Origin of the sequence: Rhodococcus sp. ACS1 (genome assembly GCF_002300155.1) — a bacterium.
Taxonomy (GTDB): Bacteria; Actinomycetota; Actinomycetes; order Mycobacteriales; family Mycobacteriaceae; genus Rhodococcus_F; species Rhodococcus_F koreensis.
The window spans coordinates 1,448,688-1,465,027 of record NZ_NSDZ01000001.1 but is presented as its reverse complement, the minus strand read 5'-3'; the positions used below and the strand labels follow the sequence as shown (position 1 = coordinate 1,465,027).

Annotated in this window: 13 protein-coding genes and 1 pseudogene; 7 read left to right on the top strand and 7 right to left on the bottom strand. The window is 68.3% G+C overall.

Annotated features, from left to right (window positions below; translation table 11 throughout):
- Positions 1 to 29 precede the first annotated feature (29 nt).
- Both treS and CJ179_RS06910 read left to right on the top strand, forming a co-directional pair.
- Positions 30 to 1,886: a maltose alpha-D-glucosyltransferase gene (treS, locus tag CJ179_RS06915; RefSeq protein ID WP_095861078.1), complete on the top strand. Its 1,857-nt coding sequence runs from the start codon at positions 30 to 32 to the stop codon at positions 1,884 to 1,886.
- A complete protein-coding gene (locus tag CJ179_RS06910; protein WP_072948361.1) occupies positions 1,883 to 3,286 on the top strand; it encodes a phosphotransferase in 1,404 nt (467 codons plus the stop codon). Before treS ends, CJ179_RS06910 begins: the two co-directional genes overlap by 4 nt.
- On the opposite strand, the gene CJ179_RS06905 is transcribed toward CJ179_RS06910, so the two are convergent.
- The 5 genes and pseudogenes from CJ179_RS06905 to CJ179_RS06885 all read right to left on the bottom strand — a co-directional run bounded on the left by CJ179_RS06905 (position 3,267) and on the right by CJ179_RS06885 (position 8,873).
- Positions 3,267 to 5,165, bottom strand: a complete 1,899-nt coding sequence (locus CJ179_RS06905) for an ABC transporter ATP-binding protein (protein ID WP_095860968.1) — start codon at positions 5,163 to 5,165, stop codon at positions 3,267 to 3,269. The genes CJ179_RS06910 and CJ179_RS06905 overlap by 20 nt on opposite strands.
- A gap of 102 nt (positions 5,166 to 5,267) precedes the next feature.
- A complete protein-coding gene (locus tag CJ179_RS06900) occupies positions 5,268 to 5,870 on the bottom strand; it encodes a lipase chaperone (RefSeq protein ID WP_095860967.1) in 603 nt (200 codons plus the stop codon).
- A 24-nt stretch (positions 5,871 to 5,894) separates the two neighbouring features.
- On the bottom strand, positions 5,895 to 6,323 hold the full coding sequence (locus tag CJ179_RS06895; protein WP_072948367.1) for a YchJ family protein: 429 nt from the start codon (positions 6,321 to 6,323) through the stop codon (positions 5,895 to 5,897).
- Positions 6,320 to 7,882 carry a long-chain-fatty-acid--CoA ligase gene (locus CJ179_RS06890; protein WP_095860966.1) on the bottom strand — a complete coding sequence of 521 codons (1,563 nt, stop codon included), beginning with the start codon at positions 7,880 to 7,882 and terminating at the stop codon, positions 6,320 to 6,322. Before CJ179_RS06890 ends, CJ179_RS06895 begins: the two co-directional genes overlap by 4 nt.
- Positions 7,883 to 7,954: 72 nt before the next feature.
- Positions 7,955 to 8,873, bottom strand: a pseudogene (locus tag CJ179_RS06885) (hypothetical protein).
- Between the two features lie 143 nt (positions 8,874 to 9,016).
- Here CJ179_RS06885 and CJ179_RS06880 point away from each other — a divergent pair.
- Genes CJ179_RS06880 through CJ179_RS06865 form a run of 4 tightly spaced genes read left to right on the top strand, consistent with a single transcriptional unit; the run spans position 9,017 to position 14,347 of the window.
- Positions 9,017 to 9,790 carry an ABC transporter ATP-binding protein gene (locus tag CJ179_RS06880; RefSeq protein WP_072948371.1) on the top strand — a complete coding sequence of 258 codons (774 nt, stop codon included), beginning with the start codon at positions 9,017 to 9,019 and terminating at the stop codon, positions 9,788 to 9,790.
- Between the two features lie 4 nt (positions 9,791 to 9,794).
- Positions 9,795 to 12,326, top strand: coding sequence for an ABC transporter permease (locus tag CJ179_RS06875; RefSeq protein ID WP_095860965.1), 2,532 nt, complete (start codon positions 9,795 to 9,797; stop codon positions 12,324 to 12,326).
- A 33-nt stretch (positions 12,327 to 12,359) separates the two neighbouring features.
- A complete protein-coding gene (locus CJ179_RS06870; RefSeq protein WP_257015353.1) occupies positions 12,360 to 13,541 on the top strand; it encodes an NAD(P)/FAD-dependent oxidoreductase in 1,182 nt (393 codons plus the stop codon).
- Positions 13,542 to 13,573: 32 nt separating this feature from the next.
- The gene (locus CJ179_RS06865) at positions 13,574 to 14,347 is read left to right on the top strand and encodes a glutamate racemase (RefSeq protein ID WP_072948375.1); all 774 of its coding nucleotides are present in this window, start codon (positions 13,574 to 13,576) and stop codon (positions 14,345 to 14,347) included.
- On the opposite strand, the gene CJ179_RS06860 is transcribed toward CJ179_RS06865, so the two are convergent.
- Both CJ179_RS06860 and CJ179_RS06855 read right to left on the bottom strand, forming a co-directional pair.
- Positions 14,335 to 14,988: a TetR/AcrR family transcriptional regulator gene (locus tag CJ179_RS06860; RefSeq protein WP_095860963.1), complete on the bottom strand. Its 654-nt coding sequence runs from the start codon at positions 14,986 to 14,988 to the stop codon at positions 14,335 to 14,337. The two genes, CJ179_RS06865 and CJ179_RS06860, sit on opposite strands and share 13 nt — an antisense overlap.
- A gap of 86 nt (positions 14,989 to 15,074) precedes the next feature.
- On the bottom strand, positions 15,075 to 15,440 hold the full coding sequence (locus tag CJ179_RS06855; protein ID WP_179377529.1) for an SPW repeat protein: 366 nt from the start codon (positions 15,438 to 15,440) through the stop codon (positions 15,075 to 15,077).
- Positions 15,441 to 15,601: 161 nt separating this feature from the next.
- Between CJ179_RS06855 and CJ179_RS06850 the strand changes: the two genes are divergently transcribed.
- Positions 15,602 to 16,330: a DNA alkylation repair protein gene (locus tag CJ179_RS06850; protein WP_373560127.1), complete on the top strand. Its 729-nt coding sequence runs from the start codon at positions 15,602 to 15,604 to the stop codon at positions 16,328 to 16,330.
- The last annotated feature ends 10 nt before the right edge of the window (positions 16,331 to 16,340 follow it).

Genomic DNA, 16,340 nt, shown 5'->3' with positions numbered 1-16,340 from the left:
CTGTGATCGAGTCGCGAACCGAGGTGCTTATGCCCCTGGAAGATTCGTCGTCGGCCTTCGCCGACCCGTCCCGGGAGGGCGCGGCCCCACCGGAGCACGACCTCGAAGGCCACATCATCGAGGCCCGTTCCGAGGACTTCTTCCACGCCAGGGAACTGCAGGTCGACAACGAGTGGTTCAAGACCGCGGTGTTCTACGAGGTTCTGGTCCGCGCGTTCTTCGATTCCTCGGGAGACGGAACGGGCGATCTCCGGGGGCTGACGTCCAAACTCGACTACCTGTCCTGGCTCGGCGTCGACTGTCTGTGGCTGCCACCGTTCTACGACTCACCGCTGCGCGACGGCGGATACGACATCCGCGACTTCCGTGCCGTGCTGCCGGAATTCGGGACGGTCGAGGATTTCGTGCAGCTCTTCGATCAGGCGCACCGCCGCGGGATCAGGGTCATCACGGACCTGGTCATGAACCACACGTCCGACACCCACGCCTGGTTCCAGGAGTCGCGCAACGACCCCGACGGCCCGTACGGCGACTTCTACGTCTGGTCCGACCGCGACGCAGGGTATCCGGAGGCGCGGATCATCTTCGTCGACACGGAGACCTCCAACTGGACGTGGGATCCGGTGCGCAAGCAGTACTACTGGCACCGCTTCTTCTCCCACCAGCCGGACCTGAACTACGACAATCCCGACGTCCAGGACGCGATGATCGACGTGCTGCGGTTCTGGCTGGACCTCGGAATCGACGGCTTCCGGCTGGACGCGGTGCCCTACCTGTTCGAGCGGGAGGGCACCAACTGCGAGAACCTGCCCGAGACCCACGCGTTCCTCAAGAAGTGCAGAGCCGTCATGGACGCCGAGTACCCGGGGCGGGCGCTGCTCGCCGAAGCCAACCAGTGGCCGTCGGACGTCGTGGAGTACTTCGGGGAGCCCAATGTCGGCGACGAGTGCCACATGGCGTTCCACTTCCCGCTGATGCCGCGCATCTTCATGGCGGTGCGGCGGCAGAACCGTTTTCCGATCTCCGAGATCCTCGCGCAGACCCCGCCGATTCCGAGTTCGTGCCAATGGGGAATCTTCCTCCGGAACCACGACGAGTTGACGCTCGAAATGGTGTCGGACGAGGAGCGTGACTACATGTATTCCGAGTACGCGCAGGACCCGCGGATGAAGGCGAACATCGGCATCCGGCGGCGCCTCGCGCCGCTGCTCGAGAACGACCGCAACCAGCTCGAGCTGTTCACCGCGCTGCTGCTGAGCCTGCCGGGTTCGCCCGTCCTCTACTACGGTGACGAGATCGGCATGGGCGACAACATCTGGCTCGGCGACCGGGACTCGGTGCGGACGCCGATGCAGTGGACGCCCGACCGCAACGCCGGATTCTCCCGCGCCGACCCGGCGCGAATGTATCTGCCGGTCATCATGGACCCCACGTACGGCTATCAGTCGGTGAACGTCGAGTCGCAGATGAACTCGACCAACTCGTTGCTGCACTGGACCCGCCGGCTGATCCAGGTTCGCAAGCAGCACCCGGCGTTCGGAACGGCCTCGTTCACAGAACTCGGCAGTGCGAACCCGGCCGTGTTGTCGTATGTGCGGGAGACCCCGCCGAGCGAGGACCGCGCGTACAGCGACGTCATCCTGTGCGTCAACAACCTGTCCCGGTTCCCGCAGGCGGTGATCCTGGACCTCACCCAGTTCACCGGCCGAATCCCCGTGGAGCTCACCGGCTCCGTTCCCTTTCCCACGATCGGGGACGACGGGTACATGATCACGCTGCCCGGTCACGGCTTCTTCTGGTTCGCGCTGCAACCGGATCCCAAATCCGACGGCGCGGTGAGCGGACACCCGGTCAGCAGCGAAGCGGAACAGGCGGTGCAGCAGTGAACGAACCCACCAGCGGACGCATTCCCGACGAGACCCTCGAACGGCAACTCGTCCGATGGTTGCCGGACCGGAGGTGGTTCGCCGCGAAGGGCAACACCATCTCGGCGGTACGGATCCTGCTCCGCCACGAGCTGACGTCGGTCTTCGGGTTCTCCGCCGAGCACCTGCTGGTGTCGGTGGAATTCGAGGCGGGCCCGGCGCAGGTGTACCAGGTGCCGCTGGGGTTCCGCAGTCATCTGCCCGAGGACCTCGAACCGTGGGCGTTGCCGGACGGCGACGGCAACGGCATGATCGCGTACGACGGACTGCACGACGCCGAGGTCATCACCCTGTACGCGGACCTGCTGGCCGAGGCGCAGGGTTCCGGACCGGTGCAGTTGAAGACCGTGCCGGGCACGGTGATCGAACCGGGGCTGCGTGGGCGAACCCTCGGCGCGGAGCAGTCGAACACGTCGGTGGTGCTGGGGGAGAAGTTGCTCATGAAGATCTTCCGCCTGGTCACCCCCGGGGTGAATCCCGACGTGGAACTCCATCTGGCGCTCGCCGGCGCGGGCAGTGAATACGTGGCCACGCTGCGGGCGTGGATGGAGACGGATGTCGCCGGGATTCTCACCACGCTTGCGATGGTGCAGGACTTCGAGGCCAATTCGGCGGACGGGTGGAGCATGGCGCTGGGCAGCGTCCGCGACCTCCTCATCGAGGCGGATCTCCACGCCGCGGAGTTGGGGACGGACTTCGCCGGTGAGTCCCATCGCATGGGCGCTGCCGTCGCCGAGGTGCACTCGACGCTGGCGCGTGCGCTGGGTGCGGAGGAGCGGCAGGTGGCGTCGACGACGGTGGAGGCGATGAACCGCAGGCTGGACGCCGCCACCGCAATCGTTCCCGAACTGGGGGAGGTGGCCGCCGCGGTGCGGGACAAGTTCGCCGAGGCGGAAGCGCTGGGCGCCACCGCCGTCCAGCGGATTCACGGGGACCTGCACCTCGGTCAGGTGCTGCGGACACCGGAGCGGTGGCTGCTCATCGACTTCGAAGGCGAGCCAGCCAAGACGCTCGACGAGCGCCGGGAACGGGACAGTCCGTTGCGGGACGTCGCGGGAATGCTGCGGTCCTTCGACTACGCCGCCCACCACCTGCTGGCCGATTCGGTGCCGATGGGGGCGATGGGAGCGGCGTCGCAACGGGACTTCCGCGCGAGGGAATGGGCCCAGCGCAACGCCGACGCCTTCTGCGAGGGCTATGCCTCGGTGTCGGGCACCGATCCGCGAGAGGCGGCGGCGTTGCTCCGGGCCTACGAACTCGACAAGGCGGTGTACGAGACGGTGTACGAGGCGAGGAACCGCCCGCAGTGGATCGGCTTGCCCCTCTCCGCCATTCGCAGACTCACCGCAGCACCTCGGTGAGGGCTGGGGACGAGACCGTGCCCGTATCGAACTGGGTGCGGTACAGCTCTTCGTACCGGCCGCCCGCGGCGAGCAGTTCGGAGTGGGTGCCGCGTTCGACGATGCGCCCGGACTCGACCACGAGGATCAGATCCGCCGCGCGGACGGTCGACAACCGGTGCGCGATCACCACGGCGGTGCGGCCGGCGAGGGCCTCGCCCAGCGCTTCCTGGACGGCGGCCTCGGACGTGGAGTCGAGGTGCGCCGTCGCCTCGTCGAGGATGACCACCCGAGGATGCGCGAGCAGCAGGCGCGCGATGGTCAGCCGCTGGCGTTCGCCGCCGGACAGTCGGTAGCCGCGTTCGCCGACCACCGTGTCGAGGCCGTCGGGAAGGGCGGCGACGAGGTCGGTGAGCCGGGCGCGTTCCAGGACCTCCGCGAGTTCGGCCGGCGTGGCGCCGGGGCGGGCGAGCAAGAGGTTGGCTCGAACGGTGTCGTGGAAGAGATGCCCGTCCTGGGTCACCATTCCGACGGTGGCCCGCACCGAGTCGGCGGTCAGGTCCCGCACGTCGACCCCGCCGAGTTTCACCGAGCCCGCGTCCGCGTCGTAGAGCCGGGGAACCAGTTGGGCGATGGTGGACTTGCCGGCCCCGGACGATCCCACCAGGGCGACCATCTGCCCGGGTTCGGCGCGGAACGACAGTCGGTGCAGCACGTCGACGCCGCCGCGGGTGTCGAGGGTCGCGACCTCTTCGAGCGACGCCAGCGACACCTTGTCGGCCGAGGGATACGCGAACTCCACCGAGTCGAACTCCACCGACACGGGGCCCTCGGGCACCGCGACCGCGTCGGGCTTCTCGGCGATCAGCGGCGTCAGGTCGAGGACCTCGAAGACGCGCTCGAAGCTCACCAGCGCGCTCATCACGTCCATGCGTGCGCTGGCCAGCGCGGTAAGGGGCGAGTAGAGGCGGGTGAGCAGCATCGCCATCGCGACCACCGCTCCCGCGTCGAGTTGTCCGCGCAGTGCGTAGAACCCGCCCAGTCCGTAGACGAGGGCCAGCGCGAGCGCCGAGACGAGGGTGAGCGCGGTGACGAACACCGACTGCAGCATGGCCGTGCGGACGCCGATGTTCCGGACTCGCCGCGCGCGGACCGCGAATTCGGCGGATTCCTCGGACGGACGGCCGAACAGTTTGACGAGGGTGGCGCCCGGCGCCGAGAACCGTTCCGTCATCTGGGTGCTCATCACCGAGTTGTGGTTGGCCGCCTCACGATTGAGTTGCGCGAGCCGTGCGCCCATCGTGCGGGCGGGCAGGACGAAGATCGGCAGCAGCAGCAGTGCGCACAGCGTGATCTGCCAGGAGATCCCGATCATCACGATCAGCGTGATGCCCAGCGTGACCAGGTTGGACACCACACCCGACAAGGTGTCGCTGAATGCGCGCTGCGCACCGATCACGTCGTTGTTGAGGCGGCTGACCAGCGCGCCGGTGCGGGTGCGGGTGAAGAAGGCGATCGGCATCCGCTGCACGTGGTCGAACACGGCGGTGCGCAGGTCGAGGATCAGGTCCTCGCCGATGCTCGCCGACAACCACCGCGTCCACAGCGCGAGTGCGGATTCGAGGACGGCGATGACCGCGATGAGCGCCGCGAGACGCACGATCACGGACACCGCGTCGCCGCCGACGATGGCGTTCACGACGCGGCCCGCCAGCACCGGGGTGGCCACGGCCAGCGCGGCCGTGACGACGCTGAGCAGCAGGTACCACGCGAGGTTGCGGCGGTGCGGCCGGGCGAAACGGGCGATCCGCCGCAACGTCGTCCGGGAGAAGGGGCGTCGATCTTCCTGGGCGTGCATCGCGTTGTACATCGCGTTCCACGCCGTGACTTCCATGCTCATGCCGGCGGCCTCCTGTCGCTGTCCCCCCACGGTAGAGCCGGGGTATGACATGACCGTAGAACCTCAACTTAACTCGAGGTCAAGCAGCGGGCGCGGGAAGCGTCACTTCGCGACGTCGACGACCACCCGCGTCGGATCGGACAGGTTGGACACCGTGAACGGACGGCCGGGCGCGCTCACGCCGATGAACGACTGGGTGACGCCTTCGAACACGAGCGCACCGTTGACCTCGGTCACCGTGCCGCCGGGAACACCGGGCACCGGATTGGGGCCCGAGTAGCCCTCCACGTCGCTGTCGAACGGGTACGCCGAGCCGTCGATCTGCACCTGCAGGATGCCGTTGCCCGACACCGGGATCGTCTTGCCGCTGCCGTCCTGCACGGCCTGGTCCACGTATTCGACCCGCCAGCCCGGGGCGCCCTTGCCGCCGAGTTCGTACACCACGCGGTCGAATCCCTCGTGCCCGCCGACGCGGACGTCGGTGACGGTGAGCTTCGCGGACTCGGACGCCGCGGACGACTTCGGCGACGCGTCGGTCGGGATCGGCGCCGACTCGGATTCGAGTGCGCTGCCGGTGGTGGCCGCGGCGGCAGGCGACGTCGCCGCCACACTGCTGGCGGAGTTCGACTCCGAGCATCCGGTGAGTGTCAGGGCCAGCGCGCAGGCAGCGAACGCGGCGAAGGGACCGATCCGGTGGTTGATCATGATCCGATCGTAAGCCGGGGCCGATCAGAGACGCGGGAGCCCCGGGCGTGGCGTCGCGATCGCGTCCAGGTACAGCCAGTTGCCGTCCTCACGGACGAATCGGCTGTTCTCGTGCAGCGATTCGCGGTGGCCGTCCAGCACGAAGTGCGCACGGAACTCGACGGTGCCGGTGGTGTCGAGCAGACCGCCGCCGGTCGTGCCCAGGATGTCGAGGCGGGTCCAGCGCTGCGCCGGATCGAGGTCCAGGCCCGCGGGCCGCGTGCTCGGATGCCACGTCGCGAGGAGATAATCGGCGTCCAGCACCGCGAACGCGCTGAACCGGGATCGCATCAGGCGCTCGGCCGTGGGCGCCTTCGCCTCGCCGCGGTGATACCTCCCGCAGCACTCGTCATACGGTTCACCGAGCAGGCAGGGGCATCGAACGGTCACGGTCCCAGTATGGACGGCGGTCACACGAGCTTGTGAGTGCGGTCCTTCCAGTACGGCGCGCGCAGTTCCCGCTTCAGGATCTTGCCGGTGGGGTTGCGCGGCAGCAGGTCGACGACGTCGACCGTCGTCGGGCACTTGAACTTCGCCAGGCGCTGACGGGTGTAGTGGATCAGTTCGTCCGGTTCGATGCTGCTTCCGGTCACCGGCACCACGACGGCCTTGACCGTCTCACCCCAGTGGTCGTCGGGAACGCCGATCACCGCGACCTCCGCCACCGCCGGGTGTTCGACGAGGACCCGTTCGATCTCGGGGGAGTACACGTTCTCGCCGCCGGTGATGATCATGTCCTTCAGCCGATCCTCGATGAACACGAAACCGTCGGCGTCCGCGCGGCCCATGTCGCCGCTGCGCAACCACCCGTCCGCGGTGATCGCCTCCGCCGTCGCCTCGGGTTTGCCGAGATAGCCGGGCGTGCGCTGGTCCGATCGCCACCACAACTCCCCGGTCTCACCGGTGGCGACGTCCTCGGCGGTGGCCGGGTCCACGATGCGCATCTCCACACCGGGAATGGGCTGTCCCGCCGACGCCATCCTCGCCTCCTGCGACTCGTCGCGATGCACGTCCGGCAGGAGTGCGGTGACCACACCCGCGCATTCGGTCATTCCGTACACCTGGACGAACTCCGCCTCCGGCCAGGCGGCGAGCGCGCTGCGCAGCAACGGCAGCGGCATCGGGGCGGCGCCGTACGTGATGCGGTGCAGCGCGCCGAACGCGGCCACGGCCTGCTCGCCCCCGGCGAGCACCCCGGCGATCACCGGCGGAACGAGGAACGCGATGTTCGCACCGGCCACGAGCGCACCGAACAGCGACGGCGCGTCGGCCTCCCTCGTGAAATGGCAGCGGGCGCCGGCGTGCACACCCATGATCGCGTAGCAACTCCCACCGACGTGGAACAGCGGCATGGCGACGAGCAGACAGTCGTCGTGCCGTGCGGGCAGGATGTCGAGCACCGCAATGCTGTGCGCGATCAGGTTGCGGTGCGTCAGCTGAACGCCCTTGGGCCTGCCCGTGGTTCCCGAGCTGTAGAGGATCAGCGCGGTGGCCTCCGCGGCCACGTCCGGCCTCGACGACAGGACGGACGCCTCGGCGAGCCACGGCTCGAACTCGTCGTGCTCCCCGCCGACGGTGATGATCTGCTCGATGCCGGTCAGCCGGTCCCGCAAGGCCATGACTTGCTGGAGAAACTCGTTGCCCACGAACAGGATTCGCGCCTTGCAGTCGTTGATCACGTAGTCGAGTTCCTCGCCGGCCAGTCGCCAGTTGGGCACTGCGGCCGCCGCGCCGAGGAGGGAGGCGGCGTAGGTGACCTCGAGGCAGGACAGGTGGTTCTTGTCGACGAACGCGACCGTGTCGCCTGCCCCGATTCCGCCTTCTGCCAAGGCTCCCGCGACGTGCAGGATCCGGTCGTGCCACCCGGACCACGTGTAGTCGGCGCCCTGGAACTGCACGGCGACGTCGTCCGGTCGAACCTGCGCCCAGTGCGCGAGTCGGTCGAAGATGATCTCGTTCTCGGCGTCCGACATGCGCCCACCTTTCGTCTGTGACGTCAGTCACATCAGGCTAGTAGCCGGTGCTCCGATCAGTGACGTTTTGCCTCATGCGGTCGAACTGCTTCGGCTCTGCGTGCCCGCGCGTCGCAACGCGGCGCTGCCGAGGGCGCCCACCACGATCAGGGTGATGCCCAGCCAGTCGGGGTCGTTGTCGGTGACGAGCATCGCGATCCCCACGCCGATCACGTACGGCGGGAGGAAGTCGAACAGCTTGACGAGCGGCGGCGCCACCTCTTCCGGTTCCCCGGGTTCCCGCGGCGCCTGCGCGCTCGCCACGTCCGGATACCACTCGGTGAAGGACAGCGCGAACAGCAACGCCCCGATCGGAATGATCCACCCCGTCCAGAAATTGTCCGGCTGGTCGAGGACGAGGTCGCCGTACAGTCCGGATGCCGCCGACACTGTGAAGGACAGCGCCCACACCAGGGTGATGAGCTGATTCACCTTCAGGAACAGCGGCGAGGTCCAATACTCCTCGGGTGTAGTCTCTTTCGCGTACGGCAGGGTGAACGGATTGCGCAGCAACAGCGAGCCGAACGCGAACGCGACGAGCGCCAGACTCGACATCTCGCCCGACCACTTCTCCAGCCAGGTGATCAGGCTGTCGGAGGCGAACAGTCCGATCACGGCGAGGCAGCCGAAATAGACGATGTCGAACACTTCCATGGGTTTGAGGCTTCCGCCGCGGCGGTGGCTGAGGAACAGGAACAGGATCGACAACCCGAGAGCGGTGGCGACGGATTCCTCGAACCGCCCGGGGCCGGACAGCAGCGACATCACGATCCACGGCGCCAGGCCGGCGAACGGTGATTGGAGGAACGCGTCGAGGAAACGCGATCCCGTCCGGGGTGTGGGGGGTTCGATGGCCATGAGGGCTCTCCTTCGCACCGGCGATACCGAAATTCTCCCAGGTCGGCACATCCGTTGTGGGCGTTTCCGGCCGGGTCGCCGTGTCAGGGATCACGTCCCGACTTACCGAAGATCAGGGTGGTCCCTGATGGCGGGCCGCCGCGGGTGTCGACAAGATGGAGGAGTGCGCCGCGCGTGCACCGTCCCGGCCCGTCACCACGGGGCCGGACCGCCACAAGAGAATGACGAAAGGCGATCATGAGCACGCATGCCCCCGCTGTCGCTGCCCGTGCTGTCGAGCTGTCCAAGACGTACGGCACCGGCGACACCCAGGTCCACGCGCTCAGCGCGGTATCCGCGGAGTTCGCCCGTGGTGAGTTCACCGCGATCATGGGACCGTCCGGTTCCGGCAAGTCGACGCTGATGCACTGCCTGGCCGGCCTCGACGCCGCCAGTTCGGGTTCCGTCCTCATCGGCGACACCGAGTTGACGACGCTGACCGACAAGCAGATGACCCAGCTGCGACGCGACCGCATCGGCTTCGTGTTCCAGGCGTTCAACCTGGTGCCGACGCTGACGGCGCTGGAGAATATCACCCTTCCGCTGGACATCGCGGGCCGCAAGCCGGACGCCGCGTGGCTCGAGAACGTGCTCACCAAACTCGGGCTGCAGGATCGTCTCGAGCACCGCCCGGGGGAGTTGTCCGGAGGTCAGCAGCAGCGGGTCGCGTGTGCCCGGGCCCTGGCAGGGCAGCCGGAGATCATCTTCGGCGACGAGCCCACCGGCAACCTCGACTCGAAGTCCTCGGGCGAGGTGCTGTCGATCCTGCGGGCCGCGGTGGACGAATTCCACCAGACCGTGGTCATCGTCACCCACGACCCCCGCGCGGCCGCCTACGCCGACCGGGTGGTGTTCCTCGCCGACGGCAAGATCGTCGACGAACTGCGTGAGCCGACGGCCGATTCGGTCCTCGACACGATGAAGCGACTCGACGAGCCCGCTCACGCCCTCACGTCCGACGCGGCGGTCTGACCGCATGGCGTCCACATCCGGTGCGCCGATGCGCAAGGTGTCGCTGCGCAACCTGGCGGCACACAAGGTCCGGCTGGCACTGACGGTGCTGTCCGTGGTGCTCGGCACCGCGTTCGTCGCCGGTTCCTTCGTCTTCACCGACACCCTCCAGAAGACGTTCGATTCGATCTTCGAGAACACCGCGCAAGGGGTCGACGTCCGGGTGTCGAGCGAGGAGCGCAACTCCAGTGGAGTGCCCCTCGCCGACCTCGACACCATCACCGCGCTGGACGGGGTGCGCGCGGTCGCACCTGCCGTCAGCGGGCAGATCGTCCTCATCGATTCCGACGGCGCCGCCGTCCAGACCGGTGGTGCGCCGAGCATCGGCGAGTCCTACCTGCCGCCGGGCCAGGCGCTCGGCGAACCCGACGAGTACGTCCAGGGCACGCCGCCGGCCCAGGTCGGCCAGATGGCCGTCAACGCCAGTGCCGCCGAACGCGCGAAACTCGCCGTCGGCGACACGACGAAGGTTCTCGTGCCCGCTCGCGGCATGGTCGACGTCACCGTCTCCGGCATCTACGACACCGGCAACGAGACCGGTGGATTCATCGGCGCGACGTTCGTCGACTCGCAGGCCCGCGAACTGTTCACCGACGGCAAGCACGTCGAGTACATCGACGTCGCCGGGACCGGTCTGTCCCAGACCGAACTGCGCGACGAGATCGCCGCCGCCCTTCCCGACGCAAAGGTCCAGACCGGCGACGAGGTCCGCGAGGAAACCAAGGCGCAGGTGACGGAGGCGCTGAGCTTCATCAACTACTTCCTCCTCGCATTCGGTGCGATCGCTCTGCTCGTCGGCACGTTCATCATCTACAACACGTTCTCGATGATCGTGGCCCAGCGGTTGCGCGAACTGGCGCTGCTCCGCGCGATCGGTGCCAGCCGCACGCAGGTGGGCCGGTCCGTGGTCTTCGAGGCCCTCGTGGTCGGCGTGATCGGCAGTGCGATCGGGATCGCCGCCGGCGTCGGCCTGGCCTACGGATTGCGCGCACTGCTGAACGCGTTCGACGTCGGTCTGCCCGAAGGTCCCCTGCAGGTGGGGCCGCGCACGATTCTCATCGCCCTCGTGGTCGGGGTGCTCGTGACGACGGTCAGCGCGTACGCACCCGCCCGGCGCGCCTCCAAGGTGCCGCCCGTCGCGGCGATGCGCGAGGAATTCGCGTCCACCGGTGACTCACTGCACGTGCGCACCATCGCCGGTGCGGTCCTCGGTGTCCTCGGCGTCGTGGGACTCGTGATCGGTTCGCGGGGTACCGGTGGCGGTGCGGCGGCGGTCGTCGGCGCAGGCGCGCTCGGTCTGATCCTGGCCGTGCTGTTCGCCGCCCCCGCGTTGTCCCGGCCGATCGTCGGGGCGCTCGGAGCGGTGCTGGCCAAGCCGTTCGGCCCGGTCGGGCGCCTGGCCCGCACCAACGCCGTGCGCAATCCCCGCCGCACCGCCGCCACCGCGTTCGCGCTGACACTCGGACTGATGCTCGTATCCGTCATCGGGGTGTTCGGCGCATCCGCGAAGGCCAGCGTCAACCAGCTGGTCGACTCGGGGGTGTCCGCCGACTACGTGCTCACCGGACCCAATCAGATCGGTGTGCCCAGCGGCGCGGCGAGAGCCGTGCGGAACCTCGACGACGTCCAGAGCGCCGCCGCCCTGCACCCGGTGTCCGTGACGGTCGACGACGAGCGGCAACAGGGCGCGTCGCTGGACGGCCCACTCGAGGGCGTCCTCGACTACAAGCTCGTCGAGGGCGGCGCCGACCTGACGGGCAACCACCTCATCGTGTCCCAGACGACAGCGGCGCAGAAGGGCTGGACGCTGGGCACGACCGTCCCGATGACGAGCGCCGACGGGAAAGTCGTCGACGCCGAGGTCACCGGTGTCTTCGAAGACAACCAGCTGGTCGGCGACTGGCTCGTCTCGGACGACGTCTACCGGCAGGTCATGCCCGCCGCGACCATCCCCGATCTGGCGGTGCTCATCGACGCGAAGCCGGGTGCGGACCTGACGCAGCTGCGCGCCGACCTCGAATCCGCGACCAAGCAGTTCGTCGTGGTGCAGGTGCAGGACCGCGAACAGTTCAAGGGAACGCAGGGCCAGCAGATCGACACGCTCCTCGCGATCCTCTACGGGTTGCTCGCACTCGCCGTCGTGATCGCGATCCTCGGCATCATCAACACGCTCGCGCTCTCGGTGGTCGAGCGCAGGCGGGAGATCGGCATGCTCCGCGCGGTCGGGATGCAGAGGTCCCAGATGCGCCGCACGATCTACCTGGAGTCGATGCTGATCGCGGTGTTCGGTGCGGCCGTCGGCGTGCTGCTCGGCATCGCGTTCGGCTGGGGCTTCGTGAGCACCCTGAAGGACCAGGGGCTCGGCCAGGTGACGGTGCCGTGGGGGCAGGTGGTCGCGATGCTCCTCGGATCCGGTGTGGTCGGTGTGTTCGCGGCACTGTGGCCGGCGAGCCGCGCCGCCCGCACCCGCCCGCTGGAGGCCATCGCCGACCTCTGACCCTCACGGGCGCAAAGCGCCTAATGTGTTGGCGTGCAGAAAATTGTGATCGTCGGGGCGGGCTTGTCGGGCCTGCGCACCGCGGAGGAACTTCGGCGGGCCGGATACGAGGGTGATCTGATTCTTCTCGGAGGTGAACCGCACCTTCCCTACGACCGCCCACCGCTGTCGAAGGAAGTGATGCGCGGGGAGAAGAGCGACACCACGCTCAAGCCGCGTGAGTTCTTCGACGAGAAGAACATCGAACTGCGGCTGGGGGTCGAGGCCGCCTCGGTGGACACCGGATCCCGCATCCTGAGACTCGCTGACGGCAGCGAACTCAGCTACGACGAACTCGTGATCGCCACCGGTCTCGTGCCGCGGCGGATCCCGGGACTTCCGGACCTCGCGGGCGTCCACGTTCTCCGTTCCATCGACGAGAGCCTGGCGTTGCGCGCGGACCTCGCCGAGGGCAGGCGCGCGCTGATCGTCGGGGCGGGATTCATCGGCTGCGAGCTGGCGGCGAGCATGCGGGCCGGCGGGCTCGACGTGGTGCTGGTCGAGCCGCAGTCGACGCCGCTCGCGTCCGTGCTCGGCGAGAAGGTCGGGGGACTCGTCGCCCGGCTGCACACCGCCGAGGGGGTCGATCTGCGGGCCGGTGTCGGGCTCACGTCGCTGGTGGGCACCGACCGGGTCACCGGAGCCGTCCTCGGCGACGGAAGCGAGGTCGACGTCGACGTCGTGGCGATCGGGGTCGGCTCGGTGCCGGTCACCGCGTGGCTCGACGGCTCTGGTGTCGAACTGGACAACGGGGTGGTGTGCGACGGCGTCGGACGCACGGCGGTCCCGCACGTGTGGGCGGTCGGCGACGTGGCCGCGTGGCAGCTGCAGGTGGGTGGCCGCAAGCGCGTCGAGCACTGGAGCAACGCCGGGGAGCAGGCGAAGATCCTCGCCGCGGCGTTGACCGGCACCGGCGACGAGAACACCGCAGCTCAGGTGCCGTACTTCTGGAGCGACCAGTACGACATCAAGATCCAGGCCCTGGGCACGGTGGCGGCCACCGACGAGGTGCACGTGATCAAGGACGACGGCCGCAAGTTCCTCGCCTACTACGAACGGGACGGCATCCTGGCCGGTGTCGTCGGCGGCGGGATGGCGGGTGGTGTCATGAAGATGCGGGCGAAGATCGCGGCGGGAACTCCGATCGGTGAGGTCCTCGAGGCCGCGTCGGCGTAAGAGCCGGGACGGGGGCGCGATAGATTCTCCGGGTGATTGTTGCGCTCATCGACTCGGGTCTCGGCATGCTGCCGACGGCGGCGTGGTTGCGGAAGTTGCGACCCGAACTGGATCTGATTCTCGCGCTGGATCCGGACGGGGCCCCGTGGGGTCCCAAACCGGAGCAGTGGGTGATCGATCGTGTTCTCGCGACCGCGCAGCGCAGCCTCGACCGCGGCGCCGAGGTGATCGTGCTGCCGTGCAACACGGCGAGCGTCACCGCGCTCGACCACGTCCGGGAGCTCGTCGGACCGCAGGTTCCGGTCGTCGGGACGGTGCCGGCGATCAAACCGGCCGCCGCCGCGTTCGGGTCCGTCGCGGTCTGGGCGACCGCCGCGACGACGGCGAGCCGGTATCAGGCCGATCTGATCGAGAAGTTCGGGAACGGCAGTTCGGTGGTGGGGGTCGCTTGCCATGGTCTCGCGGAGGCCATCGACCGGGGGGAGCGGGACGCTGCGATCGCCGCCATCGCGTCCGCCGCAGAGCGGACGCCCGGCGACGTCGGCGGGGTGGTGCTGGGCTGCACCCACTACCCGTTGATGGCCGACGAGATCGCGGCGCAGCTGCCGGCCGGGGTGCGGTTGTTCGACAGCGCCGAGGCGGTGGCGGCGCAGACCCTGCGCCGCATCGACGCGCTGAACCGGCCGAGCGCGGGGGAGGGCACCGTGGAGGTGTTCCTCAGCGGCAGGCCCGGGCGGCTGCCCGCGAGCGCGGAGGCGTTCCCCGCCGGTCAGCTGCTGGCCGCGGGAACATCTCAGCCCAGCTGAACCATCCCGGCCGCCACCACCCGTGCGACGTTGCCGAGTTCCTCGCCGTGTTGTCGCGGCAGGTCGTCGAGGTCGTGCAAGCGGTCGTTGCCCGCGACGGAGAACATCGCGGCCACCCACGCCGTCGCGCAGGCCCGGAGTGTCCCGGGCTGCACGGGGTACGGCGAACTGGCCTGCAGCAGTCGCTCGGTGATGTCGCTGAGGTAGTCGCGGAACCGCCTCAGGTGGGCGCGGACGTCCGGGTGGGTCTCGGCCTCGCGCCAGATGATCACCCGCATCACCGACGAGTGGTGGTCGTGCAGATTCAGTGCGGTGTCGAGGTTGACGAGGCTGGCGGCGGGGTCACCCGGAGTCACCAGGGGGCCCACGTCGCCGAAGGGTTCGGTCGGCAGTCTCTCGGACAGCAGGGCCAGGAGGATGTCGGTCTTGGAGGGGAAGTAGTAGAACACCAGTCCTTTCGGGACGTGCGCGGCAGAGGCGATCGATGCGGTGGGCGTGGCATCGAATCCGTGTACGGCGATGAGGGATTCGGCGGCGTCGAGGATCAGTTCCCGCGCGTCGCCGTCGATCTTCGCGCTGCGCCGCCGCCGGCCTTTCCGCGGTTGGGAGTTACCGGGCTTTCCGAGATGGGGTGCTGGCATGGGCCTTTCCCGACGTGAACGGCGGGGCGCAGGCCGTAAGCCTGCGCCCCGCCCCAATCGATGTTCTCGGTGCTGTGGTTCACAGATCAGTGATGCGTCGCCAGCCCTCCGTGTCCGTGCATCCGGGAACTCATCATCGGCAACCCCGTGACAGCCACGACGACTGCCAGGACACCGACGACCCATGCGGTCCACGCCGCGCCCGTGAATGCGTCGAAGTTCATCACCCACGGGGCGAGGAACAACAGCACTCCGAAGACGGCCATCGCGTACTCGGCCGCAGTCATCTCCGGGCGGCTCATATGGACGAGACCGGAGAGGGCCACGAGTACACCGAGGACGATGAGTGACCACATCGCGGCGTTGTTGGTGTCGAGCCACAACGGCGAGAGCGCCGCGAAGACTCCGATCACGATCGCCACCACATCTTGCATACGACTCCACGATCTCATGTCCGGCCTCCTCGAAATGGATTGTGTCCACTTCGAGTACACGCCTGATTGACCGCCCGATCAATACCTGATCCGTTGCATTCGGATAACACGAACCGCAGGTCGGAGCATGTTTTGTGATCTTCGCTCGCGGTGTCGGTGACGTGTGGGACAGTGCCTTCGTGACTTCCACCGCAGACGACGTGAAGCGTGCTCTCGCCGACGTGTCGGACGAGGCCGACGCCGTCAATCTGGCACGGTTCTTCAAGACCGGTCCGGGTGAATACGGGGAGGGTGACGTCTTCATCGGCGTGCGGGTTCCCGGGACGCGCAGCGTGGTTCGCGCTCACGCCGATCTGGACCTGCCGGAGGTGACCGTGCTGCTCGACAGTCCGGTGCACGAGCACCGACTGGCGGGGCTGCTGGTACTCGTTACGCAGTTCGACCGGGCGGCGAAGGCGGGCGACGACGCCTTGCGCGAGAAGATCGTGTCCTTTTACTTCGACCTGGTGATGCGGGGACGGGTGAACAACTGGGATCTGGTGGACTCGTCCGCCGACCGGATCCTGGGCACGTGGCTGTTCGACCGGCCGCGGGACCCGGTCTTCGAGCTGGCCGCGGACGACGACCTCTGGCGGCGTCGCGTCGCGCTGCTCAGTACGTTCGGGTTCATCCGCCGGGGTGACGCGTCGACGACGCTCGAGGTCGCGGAGTCCGTCCTCGGTGATCGCCGCGACCTCACGCAGAAGGCGACGGGATGGATGCTGCGCGAGGTCGGCAAGCGGGTCGACCGCGCCCTGCTGACCGGCTTCCTCGACCGGAACGCCGCCGCGATGGGGCGCACGGCCCTGACATACGCGTGTGAGCACCTCACCGCCGAGGAGCGTGCGGGCTACCGCGCGATGCGCTGACCGGATTCCC

Bases quoted from the DNA above. Each gene is read 5' to 3' on its own strand.
- CJ179_RS06890 (WP_095860966.1), bottom strand. From the start codon at position 7,882: ATGTCGGACGCCGAGAACGAGATCATCTTCGACCGACTCGCGCACTGG.
- treS (WP_095861078.1), top strand. From the start codon at position 30: ATGCCCCTGGAAGATTCGTCGTCGGCCTTCGCCGACCCGTCCCGGGAG.
- CJ179_RS06905 (WP_095860968.1), bottom strand. From the start codon at position 5,165: ATGAGCATGGAAGTCACGGCGTGGAACGCGATGTACAACGCGATGCAC.
- CJ179_RS06875 (WP_095860965.1), top strand. From the start codon at position 9,795: ATGGCGTCCACATCCGGTGCGCCGATGCGCAAGGTGTCGCTGCGCAAC.
- CJ179_RS06855 (WP_179377529.1), bottom strand. From the start codon at position 15,440: ATGAGATCGTGGAGTCGTATGCAAGATGTGGTGGCGATCGTGATCGGA.
- CJ179_RS06900 (WP_095860967.1), bottom strand. From the start codon at position 5,870: ATGATCAACCACCGGATCGGTCCCTTCGCCGCGTTCGCTGCCTGCGCG.
- CJ179_RS06860 (WP_095860963.1), bottom strand. From the start codon at position 14,988: ATGCCAGCACCCCATCTCGGAAAGCCCGGTAACTCCCAACCGCGGAAA.
- CJ179_RS06880 (WP_072948371.1), top strand. From the start codon at position 9,017: ATGAGCACGCATGCCCCCGCTGTCGCTGCCCGTGCTGTCGAGCTGTCC.